Below are 25097 nucleotides of genomic sequence, written 5' to 3'. Positions count from 1 at the left end.
TTTCTCCACGTGCAGGTTGGTGTTGCAGGGGGCGATCAATTCGCCTCTAGAAGCGGGTCGAGCGCGCGAACGTGCTCGACTTGCCAGCCAAGCGGCACCACGTCGCCCACCGCCAGCGCTGGATCGAGCTCGGCAATCGGCTGTTTCACGAAGAAGTCGCCCTTGCCGCAGACTTCCAGGCGCACCCGGACGTGGTCGCCCAGATAGATGAATTCCGCCACTCGTCCGGAGAAGCGATTGGCGCAGTGTTCGCTGGAACCGTTGAGGCTCACTCGCTCCGGGCGGATGGACAGGGTCACCGGGCCACCGACCTGGCCGACATTGACCGCCAGCGCCTCGACTTTCTCGCCCCGGCCCAATTCCACCACGCAGCGCTCGCCGCTGTGGCTGTGCAAGCGACCGCTGAGACGGTTGTTCTCGCCGATGAAGTTGGCGACGAAGGTGTTCTTCGGTTCTTCGTAGAGGGTTCGGGGAGGGGCGATCTGCTGGATCTCGCCCTGGTGGAACACTGCCACCCGGTCGGACATGGTCAGCGCCTCGCCCTGGTCGTGGGTCACGTAGACCACGGTCAGGCCCAGGCGCTGGTGCAGGTGCTTGATTTCCATCTGCATGTGTTCGCGCAGCTGCTTGTCCAAGGCCCCCAGAGGCTCGTCCATCAGCACCAGCTGTGGCTCGAACACCAGGGCCCGGGCCAGGGCAACCCGCTGCTGCTGGCCGCCGGACAGTTGTGCCGGATAACGCTGGGCGAAGGATTCCAGCTGGACCATGCTCAGCACACGCTTGACCCGTTCGCTGATGTCGGTCTTGCCCAGGCCGCGTACCGAGAGCGGGAAGCCCAGGTTCTCGGCCACGGTCATGTGCGGGAACAGGGCGTAGTTCTGGAACACCATGCCAATGTCGCGCTTGTGCGGCGGCACGTTGTTGATCGAACGCCCGGCCAGCTGGATTTCCCCGGCGGTCGGCGTCTCGAAGCCGGCCAGCATCATCAGGCTGGTGGTCTTGCCGGAACCGGACGGCCCCAGCAGGGTGAGGAACTCGCCCTTGCGAATTTCCAGGTTGAGGTCCTTGACGATCAGGTTTTCGCCGTCGTAGCTCTTCTGCACCCCACGAAAGCTGACCAGAACATCATTGGCCCCAGCGCTTGAATCGACCTCGCTCATACCCGCACCTTTTTGTTTTAGACGGCTGTGGAACAAGCCTAGTGGAGGCCTCAAGGCCCGCAAATCGGGGGGCAGGAGAGATTCGCCTCAGCCGCCTGGAAGGTTGCGTGTAGGGATTGCCCTACAAAGATGGCGGAAACAGACAAGAGCAGGGGCAAGCTTGAAGCGGCAAGCCGCAAGAACAGGCCAAGGCCGGGAAGTGGCGATGTCGTAAACGGATATGTACGTGCCAACGGCTTGATCAGGAGAGCGTACCCATTGTGGCGAGGGCGCCTGCTCCCACTGGGCCGCAAAGCGGCCCCTCTGCACCGAAGTGCCCGCCCGCGGCCTCAGAGCAGCTTGTGCTCCATGGCGTACTTCACCAGCTCGGCCAGGGAGGTGATGTTGAGTTTCTGCATCAGCCGCGCCTTGTGGGTGCTGATGGTCTTGCTGCTCAGGGCCAGTTGCTGGGCAATATCGTTGACATTGGCACCGTGGGCCAGGCGCTCGAACACCGAGAATTCACGCTCGGACAGCAGTGAATGCAATGGCCGGGCATCGGTCAGGCCAACTTCGAAGACCATGCGGTCCGCCAGGTCCGGGTCGATATAGCGCCCGCCCGAGGCGACCTTGCGGATCGCGGTCAGCAGCAGGGCCGGATCGCTGTCCTTGGTGGCATAGCCAGCGGCGCCAATCTTCAGGGCCCTGGCCGCCATCTGTGCCTCATCGTGCATCGACAGCACCAGGATGGCCGGCGGATCGCTCAAGGCGCGAATCCGTGGAATGGCCTCCAGGCCGTTCACCCCTGGCATGGAGATGTCCAGCAGCACCACCTCGCAGGGCACCTGGCGCAGGGTCTCCAGCAACTGTTCGCCGTTGCTCGCCTCCCCCACCACCGTCAGGTCCCTGGCCAGGCCGATCAATTGCTTGATGCCTTCGCGAACGATGGTGTGGTCTTCGGCTACCAGTACACGGATCACGCGGTTCTCCTCGTTATTGTTGTGAGTCCAGGGGCACCCTGACGACCAGGGTGGTGCCCTCGCCCGGCTCGCTGTGCAGCGCCAGGCTGCCGCCCATGATCAGCACCCGTTCACGCATGCCCACCAGGCCAAAGGAGGTCGGGCGCGTGCTGGTCGTATCGAAGCCCAGGCCATCATCGCTGATGCTCAGGCACAGCTCGTTCCCCTCCAACGCCAGCGACAGTTCCACAGTATGCGCCTGGGCATGGCGCATGACATTGGTCAGGGCCTCCTGGAGGATACGGAACAGGCCGATAGCCTTGGCGTCGCTCAAGCGCGGCAGGTTGTCCGGCACCTGCACCAGGCAGGGAATCTGGGTGCGCGCCTCGAAACGCCGGGCCTGCCATTCGATGGCCGAGGCGATGCCGGCATCCAGGATCGGGGGGCGCAGGGCCGTGGCCACATCCCGTACCAGCTGGAACAGTTGGGCGATCAGGCGCTTCATGCTGTTGAGACGCTCATTCAACCCGGGATCGAGCTGGGCGTAGGCCAGCTCGCACATGGACGTTTCCAGCTTGAGCACGGTGAGCATCTGCCCCAGTTCGTCATGGACTTCCCTGGCAATGCGGGCCTTTTCTTCCTCGCGCACGCTCTCCAGGTGCGCCGACAGTTCGCGCAATTGCTCGCGCGAGCTGGCCAGCTCCAGCTCGATGCGTTTGCTCTCGCTGATGTCCCAGACGATACCGTCCCAGACATAGGTACCGTCATCCAGCTGCCGGGTGATGGCCTTGATCTCGGCCCAGCGCTGCTGGCCCTGGCGGGTGAGGATGCGCCCCTGCCAGGACCAGTCGCTGTCGGTATCCAGGGCCTGGTCCTGGGTCCGGTGGTAGCTGGCCTTGTCGTCCGGGTGCACCAGGCTGCGCAGGCCCTTGTCCCGATGGGCGAGTACTGCGGGCGCATAACCCACCAGGGTCTCGCTGCCTTCGCTGATGTAGGCAAAATCGATCTGGCCGCTGACCGCTGCCCGCTCCAGGCGGAACACCAGGCCCGGCACGTTGGCGGCGATGCCCTGCAGGCGCGCCTCGCTCTCGCGCAGGGCCGCCAGGGCCCGGCGGCGCTCGGTGACATCGGTGAGGTAGACCACCAGGTATTCGCTGTCGCGAAAGCGCAGGAAGCTCAGCGATACGTCCGTCGGCAGGATGCTGCCATCGGCCCGCACACACTGGGTCTCGAAGCTCTGCACGCCCTCCGCGCTGGCCCGGGCACGCTTCCACAGATTGAGCCAGCGATCCATGTGCAGGTTGGGCTCGAAGTCGATCAGCGGCCGGTCGATCACTGCGCCTGGCGAATAGCCGAGCATCTCTTCCGCGGCGCGGTTGGCGTAGCGCACATGACTGTCCCAGTTGACCCAGAGGATGCCCACGGTGCTCTGGTCGATGGAGAACTGGGTCAGGCGCAGGGCTTCTTCGCTGGCGGCGCGCAAGGCGATGTCCTCGCGCGCCGCCAGCAACCGCTGCTCCAGCCCCAGTTGCTGGCGACGCTGCCAGACAATCAGCGCCAGGCTGGCCAGCAGCAGGAGCGCCAGCAACAGGCTGAGGCTGCGCCAGGCTCCGGGAGACTCGCCCAGGCGCGGGTACTTGGGTTGCAGCCAACGGTTGTGCAACTGCTCCAGTTCCTTGGCCGGGATCGTGCGCAGGGCGATCTGCATGATGCTGGCCAGCTCCGGCCAATCGCGGCGGGTAGCCACCCGCAGCAACTGCGGCAAACCGATATCCCCCACCACCGCCAACCCGGAAAACTCCGCTTCGGCGGACAGGCGGCTGAGCTGGGCTTCGTCCACCACGGCGTAGCGGGCCTGGCGGCTCAGCAGCAGTTGCAGGGCCTGGCGTTCCAGGGGCACCCCCTGCACGTTGAGGTTGGGGTAGGTCTGGCGCAGGTAGTCGGCCACCGCGCTGGGCATGCGCACCGCCACCCGGGCCTGGTTGTCGAGCTTCTCCAGCTCCACTGCCCCGGAAGCCTTCTGTTCCCCCACCACCAGTTGCGGCACCCGCATGTAGGGGTCGCTGAACAACCACAGGCGCAGGCCCGAGGGGGTCTGGGTCAGGCCCGGGGCCATGTCGATCTCACCCTCGCGCAGGGCTTTCTCCAGCTGGGCCTGGTCGGGAAAGTTGCGCCAGCTGAGCTCGATGTCCAAGGTCCTGGCCAGTGCCTGCATCAGTTCGACGTTGGCCCCGGACAAGCGTTGCAGGCGCCGGTCGTACTGGGCAAACGGAGCCTGCAGCACCACCCCCACGCGCAGTTCGGGGTGCTGCTCCAGCCACTGGCGCAACGTCTGGTTGAGCACCGCACCGGGCACATGGGGCGCCGGCTCCGCCTTGGCTATCAAGGGAAGGCACAGACAGCCGATAAGCAGGAGGCAGCGAAAGCGCATCATCTGAAATCTCACACCCTGACAAATACTGATCAACCCATTAGGCTGCCGGAATTACTTCTGGCCTGGAATATCCGATGCCCCTCGTTCCCCGCTCGGCACTACCTGCATTGTGCCTGTCGCTGATCCTGCCCTGGAGCTTTTGCGCACACGCCGCCGATCCGGCGCCGCAAGACAAGCCCTCCGAGGACCAGCCGGCGCCACGCCAACCCCTGCCCGAACGCAGCCAGGAAGAGGCCAGCGCCCTGGAGCGCCAGTTGCCGGCCCAGGAGCAACAGCAACTGCAAGCAAGCGGCAGCAGCTTCCTGGCCCTGTGGAAGCCGGCCAACACCAGTGAGCCCAAGGGCGTGGTGATTATCCTCCCCGGCGCCGGTGAAAGCGCCGACTGGCCGCAAGTGGTGGCACCCCTGCGCAACAAGCTGCCGGACACCGACTGGGGCAGCCTGAGCCTGACGCTCCCGGACATGCAGAGTGAAGCGGCGCAACCGCGCGTGGTCGAAGCAGCCACCCCGGCGCCAGCCGAAACCGAGAACACCGCCAAGGACGCCAGCACCGAGGCCAAGCCCATCGAGCAAGTCGCCGGCGGTGAAGCCGACGTGGCCGACCGCGTGGTCGCCGAAAGTACCGAGGAACAAGTCAAGGCCGACGCCGAGCGCATCTTCGCCCGGATCGACTCGGCCCTGGCTTTCGCAGAACAGCAGAACGCCCGCAGCATCGTGTTGCTGGGCCATGGCACCGGGGCCTACTGGGCCGCACGCTATCTGGACGAAAAACAGCCCTCACAGGTACAGAAGCTGGTGATGGTGGCAGCCCGGTCGCCCGCCAACGGCAAACCGCAACTGGCAGAGCTGACGCCCACCCTGAAACTGCCCACCGTCGACCTTTTCTACGTCGACAAGGCAGCGGCGCGCAAGGCGGCGCTCGAACGACTGCAGGCCAGCAAGCGCCAGAAGCACTCGAACTTCAGCCAGATTTCCCTCAAGGCCTTGCCTGGCAACAACAGCGCCCAGCAGGAACAGCTGTTCCGTCGAGTCCGTGGCTGGCTCAATCCGCAAAACGCCGAGGGTTGAAGACAACGGGCCGCCTTTGCCGGACAGGCAACGGCGGCCCGGCTCTTCGTCAGCGAAAGTCCCGTCGCTGGCGAATCAGCGCGTAGGCGCTGTGCAGTTCGCGGGTTCTTTCCGTAGCATCGCGCACCTGGTCCGGTGTGGCGCCACCGCCGGCGACCTTGTCCGGATGGTGGCGACTGAGCAGTCGTCGATAGGCGTGCTTGATCTGCGCCGGCTCGGCGGTCACCGCCACCCCCAACAAGCGCAAGGCCTCCTGATAGGTCATCCCAACCTCGACCGGATGTCTCCTGGCAGGCCCGTAATCCTGCGCCAGCGCCTGGATCTGCTCCTGGGTCCAACCCAGCCACTTGCCCCATGACTGGATCAACTCGCGCTCCGCCGCACCGACTCGGCCGTCGGCCCAGACCATTCGCCAGCAAGCGCGCAACACGCCCTCGGCGGCATGGGGCTGCGCGCCCAGGCGTCGCAGATAACCACGCAGGCGGTCATTGCCCGACTTGCCACGGTTGAAGGCAGCAATCGCCCGACGCTGCGCGACCTCGCTCATGTCCAGCGAACGCATCTCCTGACGGGCCTGCTGGATATGTCCATCGACCACCCGCCCATCGCTTTTCGCCAGGCGCCCGAGCAGCACGAACAGCAATTCATCGTTGCGCAACGCCGGGCGCCCGCCCAGGCGTTCACGTACATGTGCCCAGCTGTGCAGTTGCAGGCGTCGATCCAGCGCCTGCCCCAGCAACGCACCAAGCATGGCCCCCGGAATGCTGGCAATTGCAAAACCCGCTCCGGCTCCGATCAGAGTCCCTGGCCACCACATGTCAGCGCCCCGCTTGCAGCAGGCGCTCGACCTGCGCCAGGCGTTCGACGGTTCCCACGTCGACCCACTGGCCGCTCATGTGCTCGCCGCTGACCTGGTCGCGGGCCATGGCCTCGCGCAGCAGTGGCGCCAGCTTGAAGGCGCCGGCGGAACAATGCTGGAACAGCCGCGGATGCAGTATCGATATACCGCTGTAGGTCAGGGTTGCCGCGCCAGGCTGGCCGTCATGCAACACACCGTTTTCCAGACAGAAGTCGCCGCCGGTGGGGTGATGTGCCGGGTTGTCGACCATCACCAGGTGGGCCAGGCCCTCCAGGGGCCGGCGCAGGGTTGCAAAGTCGTAGTCGGTCCAGATGTCGCCATTGACCACCAGAAATGGCTCGTCACCCAGCAATGGCAGCGCCTGGAAAATACCGCCACCGGTCTCCAGCGGCTGGTCTTCGGCCGAATAGCGGATGTTCAGCCCCCAGCGCTGGCCGTCACCCAGGGCGTCCTCGATCTGCTGGCCGAGCCAGGCATGGTTGATGACTATGTCGCGAAAACCCGCCGCCGCCAGGGCCCGCAGGTGATATTCGATCAACGGTACGCCGGCCACGGGCAACAGGGGCTTGGGTGTGGTCAGGGTCAGGGGCCGCATGCGCTCCCCCTTGCCCGCCGCCAGGATCATTGCCTTCATGCCTGGCCCTCCGCTGGTTGGCGCAGGCTGAGCAGCAACTGCGACAGCGGCGCCAGCTCCGGGCGACGGGCCAGCACGGCTTCTATATAGGCAAGGAATCGCGGGACATCGGCCAGATAGCGGGGCTTGCCGTCGCGATGGCAAATGCGCGAGAAGATACCGATCACCTTGAGATGGCGCTGCACGCCCATCAGGTCGCTGGCCCGCAGGAACTCCTGGAAGTCCTCCTGGACCGGAATTCCCCGTGCCCGGGCCTGATTCCAGTAGTTCTCCAGCCAACTGCGCACTCGCGGCTCAGGCCAGCTGAGGAACGCATCCTTGAACAGGCAGGTGACATCGTAGGTCACGGGGCCGTAGACCGCGTCCTGGAAATCCAGCACGCCTGGGTTCGGCTGGCTGAGCATCAGGTTGCGCGGCATATAGTCGCGATGGACCAGCACCTTGGGCTGCGCCAGGGCGCTGTCGATCAGCAGATCACTGACCTGCTGCCACTGCTGGCGCTGTTCGGCGTTGAAGGTGACGCCCAGTTCACGCCCGACGTACCACTCGGGGAACAATTCCAGCTCGCGGCGCAGCAGGGCGACATCGTAGCTGGGCAAAGGTGCGTCCATCGGCAGTTGCTGGAAGGCCAGCAAGGCTTGGAATGCGTCCTCGAAAAACGCATCGGCATTGTGTTCGTCGATGACATCCAGGTAGGTCTGGCTACCCAGGTCGTTGAGCAACAGGAAGCCGCGATCCAGGTCCTGGGCAAAAATTTTCGGCACATTGATGCCGCAAGTCGCCAGCAGACCGGCGATTTCCACGAAGGGTCGGCAGTTCTCCTGGGGGGGCGGAGCGTCCATGACCACGAAGCTGCGGTCGGCGCCCTGCCAACGGAAATAACGGCGGAAACTCGCGTCGCTGCTGGCCGCGGTCAATGTTGCCGGGGGGACTTCGCCCCAGCCTTGTGCTGCATGGACAATCGCCAATTGCTCATCGAGCCAAACTTTCAGGTGCTGCAAGCGTACATCTTGGTCAGGCATTACAAGGGTCTCCGACGGCCCTAGCCGTCAAGCGGGTCATGCTTTATTATCCAGCATCTTTTTCAGACCATCGAGAGGCGTGCGGCCCAACACCGCGGGCAGATGGCACGCAGGAAGCCCGGACTAATAAGATGGCATTGAAATCCCCCGCGTTTCGTAAAAAATTCCCGTTGCTGGTTACCGGCAGTTTGCTGGCCCTGCAACCTCTAGCCACTTCCTTCGTGGTTGCCGCGGAACAGTACGACTGTTCGGTCTCGGCTGCCGGTGGCTGGGCCTGCGCCCCGAAAACCAGCGCAGCCCAACTGCCTCCTCGACCGGTCCACGACGCCAGCTCGCTCACCTCCAGCGCGACCGATGACGGTGCAGTGCAGGAGGCCAGCGGCGACAAGCCCGTCCTGGTGACCGAGGCCAAGGGCCGCGGCCTGAAGTCCCGCAGCGCGGACTACAGCCATCTCGACTGGGTACCGCGTGAGCAGCTCACCGCCGCGCAACTGGCCGAAACCGGTCCTTACTGCTCTGGTTCCTATATCGAACCGATTCGTCCTGGCATGAATGACAAGACGAAGAAAAGTGACGCACCGACCTTCATCGGCGCCAAGGCTTCGCGTTATCTGCAGGAACAGCAGGTAGCGACCCTGGCCGGCGACGTGGTCATGCGCCAGGGCAGCATGCAGGTCGAGGCCGACGAGGCCAACCTGTACCAGGCCGAGAACCGTGGTGAACTGAACGGCAACGTGCGCATCCGTGACAACGGTACGCTGATGGTCGGCGACCACGCCGACGTGCAACTCGATACTGGCGAGGCCAAGGTCGACAACGCCGAGTACGTGATGCACAAGTCGCGGGTTCGTGGCAGTGCGCTGTACGCCAAGCGCGCGGAAAACGCCATCATCCGCCTCAAGGATGGTACGTACACCACCTGCGAGCCCAACAGCAACGCCTGGCAGCTCAAGGGCAACAACATCACCTTGAACCCGGCTACCGGCTTCGGTACCGCGACCAACGTGACATTGCGGGTCAAGGACTTCCCGGTCCTCTACACCCCGTACATCTACTTCCCGATCGACGATCGCCGCCAGTCCGGCTTCCTGCCGCCAAGCTTCAGCACCGGCAGCGACACCGGCTTCATGCTGGTCACCCCGTACTACTTCAACCTGGCACCGAACTACGATGCCACGTTGTATCCACGCTACATGGCCAAGCGCGGCATGTTGATGGAAGGCGAGTTCCGTTACCTGACCAAGAGCAGCGAAGGCCAGTTCGGCGCCGCCTACCTGAACGACGACAACGACGATCGCAAGAAACAGACCGACTACGAAAAAACCCGCTACATGCTCAACTGGCAGCACAAGGGCGGGCTCGATTCGCGGACGATGACCGAGGTCGACTACACCAAGATCAGCGATCCGTACTACTTCCAGGACCTGCAGACCGACCAGATCGGCGTGAAGTCCGCCGACTACGTCAACCAGCAGGGCGCCGTGTCCTACCGTGGCGACAACTACACTGCGCGTCTCAACGTGCAGGCGTACCAGTTGGCGACGGTGGCCAACATCACCCCGTATGACAAGCTGCCGCAGATCACCTTCAACGGTTCCCTGCCCTACCACCCCGAAGGCCTGGATTTCACCTATGAAACCGAGCTGGTGCGCTTTGAGCGGGATCTGCAGAAAGGCCGCTTCTTCGACAAGGACGGCGGCCCGTTCGACAGCAACGGCAATGCCATAGGCACTGGCCGCCTGGACGCCAACGTTGCCGGTCTGGACCGTGCCAACGGCGACCGCCTGAACCTCAAGCCTGGTGTCAGCCTGCCGCTGAACTGGAGCTATGGCTACCTGACGCCGTCGCTCAAGTACATGTACACCCGCTATAACCTCGACCTCGACTCGACAGGCAAACAAGGCATCGTCACCGCACGCAACGCAGCCGCCGCTAGTGGCACCCGTTACATTGGTGGCGACTACAGCAGCTCGCAAAGTCGTGGCGTACCGATCGCCAGCGTCGATGGCGGCCTGTACTTCGACCGCAATACCCAGTGGTTCGGCAAGAACTATCGCCAGACCCTGGAACCGCGGATGTTCTACCTCTACGTTCCCGAGAAGGACCAGGAAGACATCCCGGTATTCGATACCGGCGAACCGACCTTCAACTACGCCTCGCTGTTCCGGGACAACCGCTTCAGCGGCTCGGACCGAGTCGGCGACGAGAATAAACTGTCCCTGGGCGTGACCAGCCGCTGGATCGAAGACAACGGCTTCCAGCGCCAGCGCATCAGCATCGGCCAGGCCCTGTACTTCAAGGACCGCACCGTTCAATTGCCCGGCATGGACTACCGTGACCGCGATGATGCAACCTCCAATGTGTCGCCGTACGCACTGGAATACGAATACCGCTACAACCGCGACTGGCGCACCACCGCCGAGTACAACTGGGACCCGGACAGCCGCAGCCCACGCTCCGGCAGCGCCATGCTCCACTACCAGCCCGAAGACAACCCGAACAAGGTGGTCAACGTCGGTTATCGCTATCGCAACGACCAGATCCGCTACAACCAGAACAGCGGCAAATGGGAAATGGGCGGCAGCTATCTCAGCCCGGGCCAGCCTGGCTACGTGAAGGACTACTACAAGATCCAGCAGCACGACTTCTCGGTGATCTGGCCGATCGTGCCGCAGTGGAACGCCATCAGCCGTTGGCAGTACGACTACAACCGTAACCGTACGCTCGAGGCCTTCGGTGGCTTCGAATACGACAACTGCTGCTGGAAACTGCGCCTGATCAGCCGTTACTGGGTCAAGTATGACGAGTTCAGTCAGAACGCTCCGGAAAACGAGAAAGGCGACCGCGGCATCTTCCTCCAAATTGTTCTGAAGGGTCTCGGTGGCGTCATGGGCACCAAAGTAGAGAGCTTCCTCGACAAAGGCATCCAAGGTTATCGTGAACGTGAAGACCAAGCTTTCTGATTGTCTGCGCCCGCTGATGCTGGGCGCGCTGTTCCTGAGCACTGCGGCCAGCGCCGCGGTGCAGTCCATCGACAAGGTCGTGGCCATCGTCGACAACGATGTGGTCATGCAGAGCCAGCTGGACCAGCGGGTCCAGGAAGTCCAGCAGACCATCGCCAAGCGCGGCGGCGGCATGCCGCCTGCCAGCGTCCTGGAACAGCAGGTGCTGGAGCGCCTGATCGTCGAGAACCTGCAACTGCAGATTGGCGAACGTTCCGGTATCCGCATCAGCGATGAAGAACTGAACCAGGCCATCGGCACCATCGCCCAGCGCAACAACATGAGCACCGAGCAGTTCCGCGCCGCCCTGGCTCGTGACGGCCTGTCTTATGAAGACGCCCGTGAGCAAGTGCGCCGCGAGATGATCATTAGCCGCGTGCGCCAACGCCGTGTGGCCGAGCGCATCCAGGTATCGGAACAGGAAGTGAAGAACTTCCTGGCCTCGGACCTGGGCAAGATGCAGTTGTCCGAAGAACTGCACCTGGCCAACATCCTGATCCCGACTCCGGAGAGCGCCAATTCCGAAGCCATCCAGGGCGCTGCCCGCCAGGCCATGGAGGTGTACCAGCAGCTCAAGCAGGGTGCCGACTTCGCCCAGCTGGCGATTGCCCGTTCCGGCAGCGACAACGCACTGGAAGGCGGCGACATGGGCTGGCGCAAGGCCGCGCAACTGCCTCCTCCGTTCGATCGTGAGCTGAGCGCAATGTCGGTGGGCGACATCACCCAGCCGGCGCGTACTCCAGGCGGCTTCATCATTCTCAAGCTGCTGGACAAGCGTGGCGGCGGCAATCAGGTCCGTGACGAGGTGCATGTGCGCCACATCCTGATCAAGCCAAGCGAGATTCGCAGCGAAGAAGAGACCAAGCGCCTGGCGCAGAAGCTCTACGAGCGCATCACCGCAGGCGAGGACTTTGCCGAACTGGCCAAGAACTACTCGGAAGATCCAGGCTCGGCGCTCAACGGCGGCGACCTCAATTGGATCGACCCGAACGCCCTGGTGCCGGAGTTCCGCGAAGTGATGGCCAAGACCCAGCAGGGCCAGCTGTCCAAACCGTTCAAGAGCCCTTACGGCTGGCATGTCCTGGAAGTCCTTGGCCGTCGTGCCACCGACAGCACCAGCCAGGCGCGCGAGCAGCAAGCCATGACCGTCCTGCGCAACCGCAAGTACGACGAGGAGCTGCAGACCTGGCTGCGGCAGATCCGCGACGAAGCTTATGTTGAGATCAAGCTGCCTGGCGCTGAACAGGCCGCACAGTGAAACCCCAACGTTTCGCCCTGACACCCGGCGAGCCTGCGGGTATAGGCCCTGACCTATGCCTGCTGCTCGCCTCGCAACACCAGCCCCACCCCCTGATAGCCATTACCAGCCGCGACCTGCTCATCGAGCGGGCCGCGCAACTGGGCGTGGCCGTCAACCTGCTGCCAGTGGACCCGGAGCATCTCCCGGATGCGCCGGCAGCAGCAGGCAGCCTGTATGTCTGGGACACCCCCCTGGGCAAGCCGGTGGTCAGCGGCCAGCTGGACCAGGCCAATGCCGCCTTCGTCCTGCAGACCCTGACCCGCGCCGGCCAGGGCTGCCTGGACGGGCGCTTTGCCGGGATGATCACGGCCCCTGTGCACAAGGGCGTGATCAATGATTCCGGCATCGCCTTTTCCGGCCATACCGAATTTCTCGCGGACCTGACCCATACCGAGCAAGTCGTCATGATGCTGGCCACCCGTGGCCTGCGCGTGGCGCTGGTGACCACTCACCTGCCGCTGCGGGACATCGCCGATGCCATCACCGCCGAGCGCCTGGAGCGGGTCACACGGATCCTGCACGCCGACCTGCAACACAAGTTCGGCATCGCCCAACCGCGAATCCTGGTCTGTGGGCTCAACCCTCACGCCGGCGAAGGCGGTCACCTGGGCCGCGAAGAAATCGACATCATCGAACCTACCCTGGAGCGTCTGCGCCAAGAGGGCATGGACCTGCGCGGTCCCCTGCCGGCCGACACTCTGTTTACCCCCAAATATCTGGAGCACTGCGACGCAGTGCTGGCGATGTACCACGACCAGGGCCTGCCCGTGCTGAAATACAAAGGCTTCGGCGCGGCCGTCAACGTGACGCTCGGCCTGCCGATCATTCGCACGTCGGTCGACCATGGCACCGCCCTGGACCTGGCCGGCAGCGGCAAGATCGACACCGGCAGCCTGCAGGTCGCGCTGGAAACCGCCTACCAGATGGCCGAGAACCGTATATGAGCGAGCAATACCAACACCGGGCGCGCAAGCGCTTCGGCCAGAACTTCCTGCACGATGCCGGCGTCATCGACCGCATTCTGCGGGCCATCAATGCCAAGTCCACAGACCGCATGCTGGAAATCGGCCCGGGCCAGGGCGCCCTGACCGAAGGCCTGCTGGGCAGCGACGCGCAGTTGGACGTCGTGGAGCTGGACAAGGACCTGATACCGATCCTTAACCAGCAGTTCGCTGGCCGGGACAACTTCAAGTTGCATCAAGGCGACGCCCTGAAGTTCGACTTCAATACCCTGGGCGCCGCCCCAGGCAGCCTGCGGGTAGTCGGCAACCTGCCCTACAACATTTCCACGCCGCTGATCTTTCACCTGCTGCACAACGCCAGCCTGATCCGTGACATGCACTTCATGCTGCAGAAGGAAGTGGTCGAGCGCCTGGCTGCCGGCCCGGGCGGTGGCGACTGGGGCCGCCTGTCGATCATGGTCCAGTACCATTGCCGCGTGGAGCACCTGTTCAACGTCGGCCCTGGCGCCTTCAATCCACCACCCAAGGTCGATTCGGCGATCGTGCGCCTGGTGCCCCATGCAGTGCTGCCACACCCGGCCAAGGACCATCGGCTGCTGGAGCGCATCGTTCGCGAAGCCTTCAACCAGCGCCGCAAGACCCTGCGCAACACACTCAAGGCGCTCCTGAGCAACGCCGAGATCGAAGCCGCCGGCGTCGACGGCAGCCTGCGCCCCGAACAGCTGGACCTGGCGGCGTTCGTGCGCCTGGCCGACCAGCTGGCGGAACAGGCCAAACCCGCCGCCATTTGAGCGCCCCCACCAAGCGATAGCGGGTAGGACGCCAGGCGGGATGTCTGGTCTACTACCCGATACTTGACCTAGACTGACCTGCGTCAGTCTTGTCCCGCGCCCTCGCTTTGCTTTAAAGGCCCTTTGCATGTCCGATCCCCGCTATCAGGTCGACGTCAGCGTCGTCACCCGCTTTCTGGCAGACCAATCGCAACCCGAGCACAACCGTTTCGCCTTCGCCTACACCATCACCGTGCAGAACAACGGTTTGCTGCCAGCCAAACTGCTGTCCCGACACTGGGTGATCACCGATGGCGACGGGCACGTGGAAGAAGTCCGCGGCGCTGGCGTGGTTGGCCAGCAGCCCCTGATCGCCGTCGGCAAGAGCCACACCTACAGCAGCGGCACAGTGATGACCACCCAGGTCGGCAACATGCAAGGCAGCTACCAGATGCTGGCCGAAGACGGCAAACAGTTCGACGCCATCATCGCGCCCTTCCGCCTTGCGGTCCCTGGAGCGCTGCACTGATGGCCACCTACGCCGTTGGCGACCTGCAAGGCTGCCTGGAGCCACTGCAATGCCTGCTGGAACAGGTGGCCTTCGACCCTGCCCGGGACCGCCTGTGGCTGGTCGGCGACCTGGTCAATCGTGGTCCCCAGTCCCTGGAGACGCTGCGCTATCTGTATTCCATCCGCGATTCGCTGATTTGCGTGCTGGGCAACCATGACCTGCACCTGCTGGCCGCCTGGCGCAACATCGAGCGCCTGAAGAAGTCCGATACGCTGCGCGAGATACTGCAGGCTCCCGACTGCGATGAGCTGCTGCAATGGCTGCGCCAGCAGAAGCTGATGCACTACGACGAAACCCGCAACATCGCCATGGTGCACGCCGGCATTGCCCCGCAATGGTCCTTGAAGAAGGCCCTGAAATGCGCGGCCGAAGTCGAGCAAGCGTTGCACGACGACGCGCTCTTCGAGCCCTTCCTGGATGGCATGTACGGCAACGACCCGGCGAAGTGGGACAGTGACCTCAAGGGCGTCACCCGCCTGCGGGTCATCACCAACTACTTCACCCGCATGCGCTTCTGCACCAGCGAGGGCAAGCTCGACCTCAAGACCAAGGAAGGCCTGGAGACGGCGCCACCGGGCTACGCGCCCTGGTTCAGCCACAAGGAGCGCAAGACCCGGGACCTGAAGATCATCTTCGGTCACTGGGCAGCGCTGGAAGGCCACTGTGACGAACCGAACGTGATCGCCCTGGATAGCGGATGCGTCTGGGGCGGGTCCATGACCCTGATGAATGTCGATACCGGCCTGCGCCTGACCTGCGATTGCGATGCCCATGGCCACGCAGCGCCCGCCCCCTCTCAACCCCTGCCCGTCCGCTAGACGGTGCCGACCCACCCCAGGAGTCCGCCATGAGCGAATTCAAACGCATCCCCCCAGAACAGGCCCAGGCACTGCGCGAACAAGGCGCCGTTGTGGTGGATATCCGTGACCCGCAAACCTATGCCCTGAACCACATCAGCGGCTCGCTCCATCTGGACAACCACTCCATCTCCGACTTCATCCGCAACGCCGATCTGGATGCTCCGCTGGTGGTCGTGTGCTACCACGGCAACTCCAGCCAAAGCGCCGCCGCCTACCTGATCAGCCAGGGTTTCTCGGATGTGTACAGCCTCGACGGCGGCTTCGAACTCTGGCGCAACACCTACCCGGCGGAAATCGCCCAGGGCAACGCCGAATAATTTTTTTCTACCGCTCTAGCCCGCGTACTACGTGGGCTGACGCAACACCAGACGAACGGTATCCGGCAACTAATCCGTCATCTCGCCTTGACCTGTGCGATTCCGAACTATCCTTAGCCACAGGCCATCCAAATCAGGGGAGAGCCGGTACACCGGCGAGCGGATCATCGGTACTAGCTTTCAAGCTCGATAGCTTTGAAAGTGTTCTGGGGGGTCAACAGCAACTGGAATTTCATCAGTTGCATGCCAGCACTTGACTGACTGATCCGCGGCCGGCTCCACGTATCGAGCGAGGTGACGTCATGAGTATTTTTAGCCACTTCCAACAACGCTTCGAGTCCACACGCCAGGAAGAGTTATCCCTGCAGGAATACCTGGAACTGTGCAAGAAGGACCGCAGCGCTTATGCCTCGGCCGCCGAACGCCTGTTGCTGGCTATCGGCGAGCCCGAACTGCTGGACACCTCAAGCAATTCGAGGCTGTCCCGAATTTTTTCCAACAAGGTGATCCGGCGCTATCCAGCCTTTGAAGACTTCCATGGCATGGAGGAGTGCATCGACCAGATCGTTTCCTATTTCCGTCATGCCGCCCAGGGCCTGGAAGAGAAGAAACAGATCCTCTACCTCCTGGGCCCGGTGGGCGGCGGCAAGTCCTCCCTGGCCGAAAAGCTCAAGCAACTGATCGAAAAAGTGCCCTTCTACGCCATCAAGGGATCGCCGGTCTTCGAATCGCCCCTGGGGCTGTTCAATGCCACGGAAGATGGCGCCATCCTCGAGGAAGACTTCGGCATTCCTCGGCGCTACCTCAATACCATCATGTCGCCATGGGCCACCAAGCGCCTGTCGGAGTTCGGCGGTGACATCAGCCAGTTCCGGGTAGTGAAGCTGTATCCGTCGATCCTCAACCAGATCGCCGTGGCCAAGACCGAACCTGGCGACGAGAACAACCAGGACATCTCGGCCCTGGTGGGCAAGGTGGATATTCGCAAGCTCGAGGAATTCCCGCAGAACGACGCCGATGCCTACAGCTATTCAGGGGCATTGTGCCGGGCCAACCAGGGCCTGATGGAATTCGTCGAGATGTTCAAGGCGCCGATCAAGGTGCTGCACCCACTGCTGACTGCTACCCAGGAAGGCAACTACAACAGCACCGAGGGCCTGGGGGCGATTCCGTTCACCGGTATCCTGCTGGCCCACTCCAACGAGTCGGAGTGGCACACCTTCCGCAACAACAAGAACAACGAGGCCTTCATCGACCGGATCTATATCGTCAAGGTGCCGTACTGCCTGCGCGTGACCGATGAAGTGAAGATCTACGACAAGCTGCTGTTCAACAGCTCCCTGGCCAAGGCCCATTGCGCCCCGGACACCCTGAAGATGCTCGCGCAGTTCACCGTGCTCTCGCGCCTCAAGGAACCGGAGAACTCCAACATCTATTCCAAGATGCGGGTCTACGACGGGGAAAACCTCAAGGACACCGATCCCAAGGCCAAGTCGATCCAGGAGTACCGTGACAGCGCCGGTGTCGATGAGGGGATGAATGGCCTGTCGACCCGCTTTGCCTTCAAGATCCTGTCCAAGGTCTTCAACTTCGATCCCCATGAGGTGGCGGCCAACCCGGTGCACCTGCTGTATGTATTGGAGCAGCAGATCGAACAGGAGCAGTTCCAGGCCGAAACCCGCGAACGTTACCTGCGCTTCCTCAAGGAATACCTGGCACCGCGCTATATCGAGTTCATCGGCAAGGAGATCCAGACCGCTTACCTGGAATCCTACAGCGAGTACGGCCAGAACATCTTCGACCGCTATGTGCTGTATGCGGACTTCTGGATTCAGGATCAGGAATACCGCGACCCGGAAACCGGCGAGATCCTCAACCGCGTAGCCCTCAACGAAGAACTGGAAAAGATCGAGAAACCGGCGGGCATCAGCAACCCGAAAGACTTTCGCAACGAGATCGTCAACTTCGTGCTGCGCGCCCGCGCCAACAACAACGGCAAGAACCCCACCTGGCTCAGCTACGAGAAGCTGCGGGTGGTCATCGAGAAGAAAATGTTCTCCAACACCGAGGACCTGTTGCCGGTCATCAGCTTCAACGCCAAGGCCAGCAAGGAGGATCAACAGAAACACAACGACTTCGTCACCCGGATGGTGGAGCGTGGCTACACCGACAAGCAAGTACGCCTGCTGTCGGAATGGTATCTGCGGGTCAGGAAATCGCAGTAAAGCAGCTGCAAGCTTCTAGCTACAAGCTGCAGGAGAAAGGCCGTGAGCCCCTACTCGGGGATCTGACGGCGCTTTCACTTGCAGCTTGAGGCTTACGACTTGAAGCTCCCCGGAGGGGCCTATGAGCTACGTAATCGACCGACGCCTGAACGGCAAGAACAAGAGCACGGTGAACCGCCAGCGGTTCCTGCGGCGTTACCGTGACCACATCAAGAAGGCCGTCGAGGAAGCCGTCAGTCGCCGCTCCATCACCGACATGGAACATGGCGAACAGATCAGCATTCCCGGACGCGACATCGACGAACCGATCCTGCACCACGGCCGTGGTGGCAAGCAGACCGTGGTCCATCCCGGCAACAAGGAGTTCACCGCCGGTGAGCATATCGCCAGGCCGCAAGGAGGCGGTGGAGGGGGCGGCGGACGCGGCAAGGCCGGCAACTCCGGCGAAGGCATGGACGAGTTCGTCTTCCAGATTACCCAGGAAGAATTCCTCGAGTTCATGTTCGAGGACCTGGAGCTGCCCAACCTGGTCAAGCGCAACCTGACCGGTACCGATACCTTCAAGACCGTACGCGCCGGGATCAGCAACGAAGGCAATCCGGCGCGGATCAACATCATCCGCACCCTGCGCTCGGCCCATGCCCGGCGCATCGCGCTGTCCGGCAGCAGCCGGGCCAAACTGCGCGAAGCCAAGGAAGAACTGGCGCGCCTGAAACGCGAAGAACCAGACAACTTTGGCGATATCCAGGAACTCGAGATAGAAATCGAGCGCTTGAGTGCACGAATCCACCGTGTGCCGTTCCTCGACACCTTCGACCTCAAGTACAACCTGCTGGTAAAACAGCCCAATCCCAGCTCCAAGGCGGTGATGTTCTGCCTGATGGATGTTTCCGGCTCCATGACGCAGGCCACCAAGGACATCGCCAAGCGCTTCTTCATTCTTTTGTACCTGTTCCTCAAGCGCAACTACGACAAGATCGACGTCGTGTTCATCCGCCACCACACCAGCGCACGGGAAGTGGACGAGGAAGAATTCTTCTATTCGCGGGAAACCGGCGGCACCATCGTCTCCAGCGCCCTGAAGCTGATGCAGGAGATCATGGCCGAGCGCTACCCCAGCAATGAATGGAACATCTACGCTGCCCAGGCTTCCGATGGCGACAACTGGAATGACGACTCGCCCATCTGCCGCGATATCCTGATCAACCAGATCATGCCGTTCGTGCAGTACTACACCTATGTCGAGATCACACCTCGGGAACACCAGGCCTTGTGGTACGAGTACGAACGCATCGCCGAGGCGTTTTCCGACACATTCGCCCAGCAACAACTGGTTTCGGCCGGGGACATCTATCCGGTCTTCCGTGAACTCTTCCAGCGCAGGTTAGTGACATGACCTCCAGAGAGCAGAAACGCCAGCCCATCTCCACCGGCTCGGAATGGACCTTCGAGCTGATCCAGGCCTACGACCGCGAAATCAGCCGTATCGCGGCCCGCTATGCGCTGGACACCTACCCCAACCAGATCGAGGTGATCACCGCCGAACAGATGATGGATGCCTACGCTTCGGTGGGCATGCCCCTGGGTTATCACCATTGGTCCTACGGCAAGCATTTCCTCAGCACCGAGAAGTCCTATAGCCGAGGCCAGATGGGCCTGGCCTACGAGATCGTCATCAACTCCGATCCCTGCATCGCCTACCTGATGGAGGAGAACACCATCTGCATGCAGGCCCTGGTGGTCGCACACGCCTGCTACGGACACAACAGCTTCTTCAAGGGCAACTACCTGTTCCGTACCTGGACCGATGCCAGCTCGATCATCGACTACCTGGTGTTCGCCAAGCAGTACATCATGCAATGCGAGGAACGCCACGGCATCGACGCGGTGGAAGACCTGCTGGACTCCTGCCACGCCCTGATGAACTACGGTGTCGACCGCTACAAGCGGCCCTATCCAATCTCCGCGGAAGAGGAACGGCGCCGGCAGAAGGACCGCGAAGAGCACCTGCAAAAGCAGATCAACGACCTGTGGCGCACCATCCCCAAGGGCGCTGACAAGCTCAGCGACAAGGACAATGCGCGTTTTCCCGCCGAACCCCAGGAGAACATTCTCTATTTCATCGAGAAGCACGCCCCGCTGCTGGAACCCTGGCAACGGGAAATCGTGCGCATCGTGCGCAAGATCGCCCAGTACTTCTACCCGCAACGCCAGACCCAGGTGATGAACGAAGGCTGGGCCACCTTCTGGCACTACACCCTGATGAACGACCTGTACGACGAGGGCCTGGTCACCGAAGGCTTCATGATGGAGTTTCTCGCCTCCCATACCAGCGTCGTGTTCCAGCCGGGTTTCGACAGCCCCTACTACAACGGCATCAACCCCTATGCCCTGGGCTTCGCCATGTACCGGGACATCCGGCGCATGTGCGAGGAACCGACCGAGGAGGACCGCCGCTGGTTCCCGGAACTGGCCGGCACCGACTGGTTGTCGAGCATCAAGTTCGCCATGAGCAGCTTCAAGGACGAGAGTTTCATCCTGCAGTACCTCTCGCCCAAGGTGATTCGCGATCTCAAGTTGTTCAGCATCATGGATGACGACCAGAAGGACGACCTGCTGGTCCCGGCCATCCACGACGAAAGCGGCTATCGCATCATTCGCGAGACCCTGGCTGCGCAATACAACCTGGGCAATCGCGAACCCAATGTGCAGATCTGGAGCATCGATCGCCGCGGCGACCGTTCGCTGACGCTGCGCCACCAGCAACACGACCGCAAACCGCTGGGTGATTCCACCGACGAAGTGCTCAAGCACCTGCACCGCCTCTGGGGCTTCGATATTCACCTCGAGACCCTGCAGGGCGACCAGTTGATGAAGACCCACCATGTCCCCCCCAGGACCGAGAACAACGAAAATGACTACGGGCGACTGGACCTCGCGGTGATCCACCTCTGAGCCTGACGACAAGCCTCCGTTGGCGCGACACAAGGGGTATCCTGTCGCGCTAACGGAGGTTTTTTATGCGGATTTACAAAGTCGGTGGTGCGGTACGGGATCGCTTGCTGGGCAGGCCGGTCACCGATATCGACTGGGTCGTGGTGGGTTCCAGCGCACAGGAAATGATCGACCAGGGCTTTCGGCCGGTGGGTGCCGACTTCCCGGTGTTCCTGCACCCCAAAAGTGGCGAGGAATATGCCCTGGCCCGGACGGAACGCAAGAGCGGGCGCGGTTATGGCGGATTCACCTTCCACGCCAGCCCAGAGGTCACCCTGGAAGAAGACCTGATTCGTCGCGACCTGACCATCAACGCCATGGCCGAGGATGAACAGGGCTTGATCACCGATCCCTACCAGGGCCAGCAGGACCTTGAACATCGCTTGTTGCGCCACGTTTCCCCGGCATTCGCCGAAGATCCCCTGCGGGTACTGAGAGTTGCCCGCTTCGCCGCTCGTTACGCCGGACTGGGCTTCAGCGTGGCCCCGCAGACGCTGGAACTGATGCGCCAGCTCAGCCAGTCAGGGGAGTTGCAGGCCCTGACAGCGGAACGCAGCTGGAAGGAGATCTCCCGCGCCCTGATGGAAGAGCAGCCCCAGGTGTTCATCCAGGCGCTTCGCGACTGCGGCGCCCTGGCAGTACTGATGCCGGAGGTCGACGCCCTGTTCGGGGTGCCCCAGCCCCCGGCCCACCATCCGGAAGTGGACACTGGCCTGCACGTACTCAGCGTCCTGCACCAAGCGGCTCAGCATCAGCAACCACTGAGCGTACGCTGGGCCTGCCTGCTGCACGATCTCGGCAAGGGCGCCACGCCCGAGGACCAGTGGCCACGGCATATCGGCCATGAGCAGGCCGGGCTCGATCTGATCAGGGCAGTCAACGAGCGCTTCAAGGCTCCCCGGGAATGCCAGGAACTGGCCCTGCTGGTGGGCCAGTTCCACACCCACGGCCACCGTGCACAGGAGCTCAAGGCTTCGACGCTGCTGGAGTTGCTGCAGCACTTCGATATCTTCCGTCGCCCCCAGCGCTTCGAAGAGTTCATCGCCGCCTGCGAAATGGATGCTCGCGGCCGCCTTGGCCTGGAGTCGCGACCTTATCCACAGGCCGATTACCTGCGGGGTGCCGCCAGCGCGGCACGCTCAGTCGCAGTGCAGCCGCTACTGGAGCAGGGATTCAAGGGGCCTGAACTGGGTGAAGCGCTGCGCTTGGAGCGCCTGAAGGCGATCAAGGCCTACAAGCAGCGGCACACCGCTTGAAGCCTGGCGGACAAGGCCCGGCCTTGTCCGCCAGGCAGCGGTCTAGAGCTGTGGCGGCGTGAGCTGCTGACCACGCCACTCGAAGGCGACGGGGGCCAGTACCTGGTCTATTCGCGCCTCTTGCCAGAGGTCCCCCAGGCTCTTGCCGGCCAGCGGGTGCAGCCGTTCAGGTGCCATCAGCGACAACGGCCACAGCACGAAGGCATTCTTCAGGATCTCCGCACGGGGTAGCACCAAGCCATCGAAGTTGCCGGTCAGGTCGCCGTATAGCAGCACGTCGATGTCCAGCGGCAGGCCTTTGCGATCTGGAGCATAACGGCCATTGTCCGCTTCGATGAACTTCAGGCGCCGGTCGAGCTCGATCAATGGCAGGTCGGTAAAGGCCGATACCACCAGGTTGAAGAACGGACCGCTCTTGATGCCCACCGGCTGGCTTTCGAACACCGCCGAACAGCGCATGTCCACCAGGAAACCGGCCAGCGCATCGAGCCCCGCCCGCAAGTGGGTCTCACGCTCGATATTGCTACCGAGCCCTAGGAATACCTGAGTCAGCGACATCCGCGCTCGATCTCCACACCCACGCCCTTGGCAGCCGATACGGCGCCCGGCTTGGTCAGCTTCAAGTGCAGCCAGGGAATGTTGAATTCGCTCATCAGCACCTCGGCGAGGCGCTCGGCAAAGGTTTCCACCAACTGGAACTGGGCGTGTTCGGCAAATGCCTGGATCCGGGCCGAGACACTGGCATAGTCCAGTGCCAGGGTCAGGTCATCGCCGGCAGCGGCCGGACGATTGTCCCAGGCAAAGCTCAGGTCAAGACGCAGGCACTGTCGGATGCCTCGCTCCCAGTCGTAGGCGCCGATCACGGTGTCCACTTCCAGCCCTTCGATAAACACTCTGTCCAAGCACTCTTCTCCGCAGCACGACAAGGGCGCAATGCGCCGTTAGAATCAGGGCGTCCTCGCCCGGAATAGTTAGCATGTTTTGGTTACTGGCGATTCTCGCCTACCTGCTCGGCTCTCTGTCCTTCGCCATCCTGCTCAGCCGCCTGACGGGCAATCCCGACCCGCGCATGAGCGGCTCCGGCAATGCTGGTGCTACCAACATGCTGCGCCTGGCCGGCAAGAGGCTCGCCATCCTGACCCTGTTGGGAGATCTGTGCAAAGGCCTGGTGCCTGTGCTGATCGCCGACCTCGCGGGGCTTTCCCTTCAAGAGCAGGCCTGGGTCGGGCTCTACGCCGTGCTCGGACACCTGTTCCCGCTGTATTTTCGCTTTCGTGGTGGCAAGGGTGTCGCCACCGCGGCCGGCATGCTGCTGGGGTTGTACCCCCCCGCTGCACTGCTGGCGATTGCCGCCTGGGTCCTGACTTTCTACCTCACACGTACCAGTTCACTGGCGGCGCTGATCGCCACGCCCCTGACCCTGCCGTTGCTGGCCTGGCAGGAACCCGAGGCGCTCTTGCCGATGAGCGTGCTCACGCTGCTGATCGTCTGGCGCCATCGCGGCAATCTACGCGACCTGTTCGCCGGGCGCGAACGGCATTTCTGAATCCGGCCAATGAAAAAGCTTCAGCTTGCGACCTGCCGCAGCGTCATCAAATGGCTGACAGCTGCTCCATCGGCCAGCGTGCCTGGACACTGATCGCCAGGCTTTCCTGCTGCCCAGCCAGCAGCCGCTGGCACCCTGCGAAGGCAATCATCGCCCCGTTGTCGGTGCAGAACTCGGGACGGGCGTAGAACACGTTGCCATTCATCTGGCCCAGCATGTTCTCCAGGGATGCCCGCAGGGACTTGTTCGCACTCACGCCACCGGCAATCACCAGGCTCTTGAGGCCCGTCTGCTTCAAGGCACGTTTGCACTTGACGGTCAGAGTGTCCACCACCGCCTGCTGGAACGCGAGGGAGATGTCGCAGCGGGTTTGCTCGCCGTCGTCTCCAGCGCGGACACACTGCTGCCAGGTGTTCAAGGCGGAGGTCTTCAGGCCACTGAAGCTGAACTCCAGCCCCGGGCGATCAGTCATCGGCCGCGGAAAGACGAAGCGCCCCGGCACCCCCTGGGTCGCCAGGCGGGCGATTTCAGGCCCCCCCGGATAATTCAGGCCGATCATCTTGGCGGTCTTGTCGAATGCTTCCCCGGCCGCATCGTCCAGGCTCTCGCCCAGCAGTTCGTACTTGCCGATGCCATCGACCCGGACCAACTGGGTATGACCACCGGAAACCAGCAAGGCGACGAACGGGAACTGGGGTGGCTGGGCTTCCAGCATCGGCGCCAGCAGGTGCCCCTCCATGTGATGCACTCCCAGGGCCGGGATACCCCAGGCAAACGCCAGCGCCTGGGCGCAGGAGGCCCCCACCAGCAAGGCGCCCACCAGGCCGGGGCCGGCGGTATAGGCGATCGCGTCGATCTCGGTGGGTACGCAGTCGGCCTGCGCCAGGACCTGGCGGATCAACGGCAGCATGCGCTTGACGTGATCACGCGAAGCCAGCTCCGGCACCACGCCTCCATAGACGCGATGCAGGTCGATCTGGCTGAACAGCGCGTCGGCCAGCAGGCCCCGCTCACTGTCGTAGAGCGCGACGCCGGTTTCGTCGCAGGAAGTTTCTAATCCCAGTACTAACATGGGTTTGCGCCTTGTAGAGGCTGAATTCGAAGGCGCGCATGATAGTCGCCACTCCCGCGCCCGACCAGCGGTTTTCGATCAGAGGCTTTGCATTCCTGGCCTTGAGGG

At 62.8% G+C, this 25097-nt stretch carries 22 protein-coding genes; 13 read left to right on the top strand and 9 right to left on the bottom strand.

Annotated elements, in window-relative coordinates:
* Nucleotides 1-35: 35 nt before the first annotated feature.
* The 3 genes from LGQ10_RS22185 to LGQ10_RS22175 form a co-directional block, all read right to left on the bottom strand.
* On the bottom strand, nucleotides 36-1160 hold the full coding sequence (locus LGQ10_RS22185; RefSeq protein ID WP_058435555.1) for an ABC transporter ATP-binding protein: 1125 nt from the start codon (nucleotides 1158-1160) through the stop codon (nucleotides 36-38).
* A 329-nt stretch (nucleotides 1161-1489) separates the two neighbouring features.
* On the bottom strand, nucleotides 1490-2119 hold the full coding sequence (locus tag LGQ10_RS22180) for a response regulator transcription factor (RefSeq protein WP_058435554.1): 630 nt from the start codon (nucleotides 2117-2119) through the stop codon (nucleotides 1490-1492).
* A gap of 13 nt (nucleotides 2120-2132) precedes the next feature.
* Nucleotides 2133-4532, bottom strand: a complete 2400-nt coding sequence (locus tag LGQ10_RS22175; RefSeq protein WP_226523214.1) for a PAS domain S-box protein — start codon at nucleotides 4530-4532, stop codon at nucleotides 2133-2135.
* A gap of 74 nt (nucleotides 4533-4606) precedes the next feature.
* Here LGQ10_RS22175 and LGQ10_RS22170 point away from each other — a divergent pair, with 74 nt between their 5' ends.
* Entirely contained in the window at nucleotides 4607-5599 is a 993-nt protein-coding gene (locus LGQ10_RS22170) for an alpha/beta hydrolase family protein (protein ID WP_226523213.1), read from the top strand.
* Between the two features lie 49 nt (nucleotides 5600-5648).
* Here LGQ10_RS22170 and LGQ10_RS22165 read toward each other — a convergent pair whose 3' ends face one another.
* From LGQ10_RS22165 to LGQ10_RS22155, 3 genes are read right to left on the bottom strand one after another with little or no spacing between them, the layout of a single operon-like run.
* The gene (locus LGQ10_RS22165) at nucleotides 5649-6416 is read right to left on the bottom strand and encodes a TerB family tellurite resistance protein (RefSeq protein WP_226523212.1); all 768 of its coding nucleotides are present in this window, start codon (nucleotides 6414-6416) and stop codon (nucleotides 5649-5651) included.
* A 1-nt stretch (nucleotide 6417) separates the two neighbouring features.
* Entirely contained in the window at nucleotides 6418-7092 is a 675-nt protein-coding gene (gene murU / locus LGQ10_RS22160) for an N-acetylmuramate alpha-1-phosphate uridylyltransferase MurU (RefSeq protein WP_226523211.1), read from the bottom strand.
* Nucleotides 7089-8114: an aminoglycoside phosphotransferase family protein gene (locus tag LGQ10_RS22155; RefSeq protein ID WP_058436797.1), complete on the bottom strand. Its 1026-nt coding sequence runs from the start codon at nucleotides 8112-8114 to the stop codon at nucleotides 7089-7091. Before LGQ10_RS22155 ends, murU begins: the two co-directional genes overlap by 4 nt.
* Nucleotides 8115-8245: 131 nt before the next feature.
* Here LGQ10_RS22155 and LGQ10_RS22150 point away from each other — a divergent pair, with 131 nt between their 5' ends.
* The 11 genes from LGQ10_RS22150 (at nucleotide 8246) to LGQ10_RS22100 (ending at nucleotide 22371) form a co-directional block, all read left to right on the top strand.
* Entirely contained in the window at nucleotides 8246-11077 is a 2832-nt protein-coding gene (locus LGQ10_RS22150; RefSeq protein WP_226523210.1) for an LPS-assembly protein LptD, read from the top strand.
* The gene (surA, locus tag LGQ10_RS22145; RefSeq protein ID WP_226523209.1) at nucleotides 11058-12374 is read left to right on the top strand and encodes a peptidylprolyl isomerase SurA; all 1317 of its coding nucleotides are present in this window, start codon (nucleotides 11058-11060) and stop codon (nucleotides 12372-12374) included. The genes LGQ10_RS22150 and surA overlap by 20 nt, the downstream gene beginning before the upstream one ends.
* Nucleotides 12371-13360 (top strand): 4-hydroxythreonine-4-phosphate dehydrogenase PdxA, encoded by a 990-nt coding sequence (pdxA, locus tag LGQ10_RS22140; RefSeq protein WP_226523208.1) that lies wholly within the window; start codon nucleotides 12371-12373, stop codon nucleotides 13358-13360. Before surA ends, pdxA begins: the two co-directional genes overlap by 4 nt.
* Nucleotides 13357-14169, top strand: coding sequence for a 16S rRNA (adenine(1518)-N(6)/adenine(1519)-N(6))-dimethyltransferase RsmA (rsmA, locus tag LGQ10_RS22135; protein ID WP_226523207.1), 813 nt, complete (start codon nucleotides 13357-13359; stop codon nucleotides 14167-14169). Before pdxA ends, rsmA begins: the two co-directional genes overlap by 4 nt.
* 127 nt (nucleotides 14170-14296) lie before the next feature.
* Entirely contained in the window at nucleotides 14297-14677 is a 381-nt protein-coding gene (apaG, locus tag LGQ10_RS22130) for a Co2+/Mg2+ efflux protein ApaG (protein ID WP_058433662.1), read from the top strand.
* On the top strand, nucleotides 14677-15537 hold the full coding sequence (locus tag LGQ10_RS22125; protein ID WP_226523206.1) for a symmetrical bis(5'-nucleosyl)-tetraphosphatase: 861 nt from the start codon (nucleotides 14677-14679) through the stop codon (nucleotides 15535-15537). The genes apaG and LGQ10_RS22125 overlap by 1 nt, the downstream gene beginning before the upstream one ends.
* A gap of 29 nt (nucleotides 15538-15566) precedes the next feature.
* Nucleotides 15567-15896, top strand: a complete 330-nt coding sequence (gene glpE, locus LGQ10_RS22120) for a thiosulfate sulfurtransferase GlpE (RefSeq protein ID WP_058433660.1) — start codon at nucleotides 15567-15569, stop codon at nucleotides 15894-15896.
* A 302-nt stretch (nucleotides 15897-16198) separates the two neighbouring features.
* Nucleotides 16199-18121: a PrkA family serine protein kinase gene (locus tag LGQ10_RS22115; protein ID WP_058433659.1), complete on the top strand. Its 1923-nt coding sequence runs from the start codon at nucleotides 16199-16201 to the stop codon at nucleotides 18119-18121.
* A gap of 121 nt (nucleotides 18122-18242) precedes the next feature.
* Nucleotides 18243-19517 carry a YeaH/YhbH family protein gene (locus LGQ10_RS22110; RefSeq protein ID WP_058433658.1) on the top strand — a complete coding sequence of 425 codons (1275 nt, stop codon included), beginning with the start codon at nucleotides 18243-18245 and terminating at the stop codon, nucleotides 19515-19517.
* Complete coding sequence (locus tag LGQ10_RS22105; RefSeq protein WP_058433657.1) at nucleotides 19514-21076, top strand: SpoVR family protein; 1563 nt, start codon at nucleotides 19514-19516, stop codon at nucleotides 21074-21076. The genes LGQ10_RS22110 and LGQ10_RS22105 overlap by 4 nt, the downstream gene beginning before the upstream one ends.
* Nucleotides 21077-21141: 65 nt before the next feature.
* Nucleotides 21142-22371: a multifunctional CCA addition/repair protein gene (locus LGQ10_RS22100; protein WP_226523205.1), complete on the top strand. Its 1230-nt coding sequence runs from the start codon at nucleotides 21142-21144 to the stop codon at nucleotides 22369-22371.
* 42 nt (nucleotides 22372-22413) lie between these two features.
* On the opposite strand, the gene folK is transcribed toward LGQ10_RS22100, so the two are convergent.
* Both folK and folB read right to left on the bottom strand, forming a co-directional pair.
* Nucleotides 22414-22929: a 2-amino-4-hydroxy-6-hydroxymethyldihydropteridine diphosphokinase gene (folK, locus tag LGQ10_RS22095; RefSeq protein ID WP_226523204.1), complete on the bottom strand. Its 516-nt coding sequence runs from the start codon at nucleotides 22927-22929 to the stop codon at nucleotides 22414-22416.
* Nucleotides 22920-23273 (bottom strand): dihydroneopterin aldolase, encoded by a 354-nt coding sequence (folB, locus tag LGQ10_RS22090; protein WP_058435087.1) that lies wholly within the window; start codon nucleotides 23271-23273, stop codon nucleotides 22920-22922. The genes folK and folB overlap by 10 nt, the downstream gene beginning before the upstream one ends.
* Before the next feature lie 74 nt (nucleotides 23274-23347).
* Between folB and plsY the strand changes: the two genes are divergently transcribed.
* On the top strand, nucleotides 23348-23917 hold the full coding sequence (plsY, locus tag LGQ10_RS22085) for a glycerol-3-phosphate 1-O-acyltransferase PlsY (RefSeq protein ID WP_058435086.1): 570 nt from the start codon (nucleotides 23348-23350) through the stop codon (nucleotides 23915-23917).
* A gap of 46 nt (nucleotides 23918-23963) precedes the next feature.
* Here the strand turns inward: plsY and tsaD are convergent, their stop codons facing one another.
* Nucleotides 23964-24989: a tRNA (adenosine(37)-N6)-threonylcarbamoyltransferase complex transferase subunit TsaD gene (gene tsaD / locus LGQ10_RS22080; protein WP_226523203.1), complete on the bottom strand. Its 1026-nt coding sequence runs from the start codon at nucleotides 24987-24989 to the stop codon at nucleotides 23964-23966.
* Nucleotides 24990-25097 lie beyond the last annotated feature (108 nt).

The sequence above is a fragment of the Pseudomonas sp. L5B5 genome (genome assembly GCF_020520285.1).
Classification (GTDB): Bacteria; Pseudomonadota; Gammaproteobacteria; order Pseudomonadales; family Pseudomonadaceae; genus Aquipseudomonas.
Note: the sequence above shows the minus strand (reverse complement) of the source record. Positions and strands in the feature narration are given on the sequence as shown.